2 protein-coding genes are annotated in these 2,103 nt (G+C 33.6%); one reads left to right on the forward strand and one right to left on the reverse strand.

What is annotated here, in order from left to right:
* Positions 1–183: 183 nt before the first annotated feature.
* Positions 184–909, forward strand: coding sequence for an NUDIX hydrolase (locus tag ACOVO2_RS13160; protein WP_421770423.1), 726 nt, complete (start codon positions 184–186; stop codon positions 907–909).
* A 61-nt stretch (positions 910–970) separates the two neighbouring features.
* Here ACOVO2_RS13160 and ACOVO2_RS13165 read toward each other — a convergent pair whose 3' ends face one another.
* Complete coding sequence (locus tag ACOVO2_RS13165) at positions 971–1,840, reverse strand: sugar phosphate isomerase/epimerase family protein (protein WP_421770424.1); 870 nt, start codon at positions 1,838–1,840, stop codon at positions 971–973.
* Positions 1,841–2,103 lie beyond the last annotated feature (263 nt).

Consider the following 2,103-nt stretch of genomic DNA (forward strand, 5'->3'; position numbering starts at 1 on the left):
GAAAGGTCTATTTTTAAGCAAATGTAAAAAGATTTTCAATATTGTCTAAAATTAAGACAATATTATTTTTTAATATTGTATCTTTGAATATTAATATTTTACAAACGGCATATTTCGAGGATAAAAAATTTATTGTAATACCAGTTTATCATTCCGAAATTTGTCGAGACTAAGCACATCAACATGAAATTATTTGACGAAGACAACTATATACATCAGCTTTCGATAGATTGTGTCATTTTTGGATATAGAGAAAGAGAACTGAAAGTTTTGGTTCCGAAAGTAAATATCGAGATTCCACTTTGGACACTCCCTGGAGGGTTTATCAAACAAGAAGAAAGTATTGATGAAGCCGCTAAAAGAATTTTGGAGGAACGTACGGGTTTGAAGGATATTTATCTTGAACAATACAGGGTTTTTGGTGAACCGACACGTATCAATCAGGAAATTTCTCAAAATTTAAACAAACTCAAGCATCAAGTCACAGAAAACGGTCTGCTCAATGATACCGACGTAAAATGGCTATCGAAAAGATTCGTTTCGATTGGTTATTATGCTTTGGTTGATATTAATAAAGTAAGCCCAAAGACGGGTATCTTCGACGAGTCGGTAGAGTGGTATAGTGTAAAAAAAATACCTCAAATGATAATGGACCATAACGAGATGGTAAATACAGCACTCGAAACACTCCGCCAGTATCTCGACCAAAAGCTCATAGGTTTCAACCTTCTACCAGAAACCTTCACGATGAAAGAAGTACAAGAACTCTACGAGGCGGTGTATGATAAACCTTTTGCAAGAAATAACTTCCAAAAGAAAATCTTAGATATGAATGTACTCGAACGCCTCGAAAAGAAATTTACTGGTGCGGCCAATAAAGCCCCATATTTGTATAGGTTTAGAAACTAATTACCCCAAAGACTCATCTGGTCGATAAACCTTTGGGGTAGTAATTTATTGCAAAATCAGATTAGTTGAAACCAAATTTCTTTAAGCCTTCTTTGCTGATTTTGATAGCTTCCATAGGCTGCAAGCCATCAAAAGTCATATCTTGCTCTACTATGTAGTATTTCATTCCTGATAATTTTTTGTTCGCTAAGATTCGCTTAAAATCAATTTTTCCTTGTCCAACTGGAGCAAATCGTTCTTGCGAATCCATGTCTTTTACGTGCCAAATCTTAAAGCGTCCTGGGTATTTTTGAAAGTAGGCCACTGGGTCAACTCCAGCTTTAGTTACCCAATACAAATCCATTTGAAAATTTGCATATTTAGGGTCAAGATGCTCCAATAAATAATCTAATACCACCACGCCATCTTTATTGGGTTTAAGTTCAAAATCATGGTTATGATAAAGAAACTCTAAACCAGCCGCATGAGCTTTTTTAGCAATTGTATTCAGAATATCAGTTAATTTCTCTACTGTTCCTTCCATAGCTAAAGACCTTGTTTTTGGGTCGAATTTAAACATTCCCATCGGTGGAACTGGAGCAACGAAGTACTTAAAACCAGCAGCTTTCACATCAGCAATTAATTTATCAGCATTATCGATCGTCATCGAACCCATGTGAACCGAAATAGGTTGCAATCCTAAACTTTTTAAATACGACTTGAATTCGTCGGGAGCCATTCCATAAAATTTTCCATCTTTATAATCAACAGCCTCAATGTACTTATACCCTAAGTCAGCTATTTGTTTCAACGTATTTTTTGGGTCTTTTCCCATTTCATTACGCACAGTATAGAGTGTCATGCCACCCCATTTCTTTTGTGAAAAAACCGTCAAATTCATCAACAATAAGAAAGATAGACTCAAAAGCCTAAAAAAACGCACATTTTTCATTTGATAAAGATTTTAGATGATAATTGATTCTGAATAAATAAACGATATTGGGAATGACTTCAATAGCGATATTTCTTATTCATGAAGCAAAAATAGAAAAGTATTATTTATATTCTAAAAAAAAGACAATAATAATTTTACAATTTTATCTATGATTTGTCTTATTGTATAAATGAAAATAAATCCACTTTCTTAAAGGTGATTAAAGGAAGCCACATAAAGAAATTTTGCTTCCTGAAACATTTATAATAAAATAACTCTAA

Origin of the sequence: Emticicia sp., from assembly GCF_049241225.1 — a bacterium.
In the GTDB taxonomy this organism is placed as follows: Bacteria; Bacteroidota; Bacteroidia; order Cytophagales; family Spirosomataceae; genus Emticicia.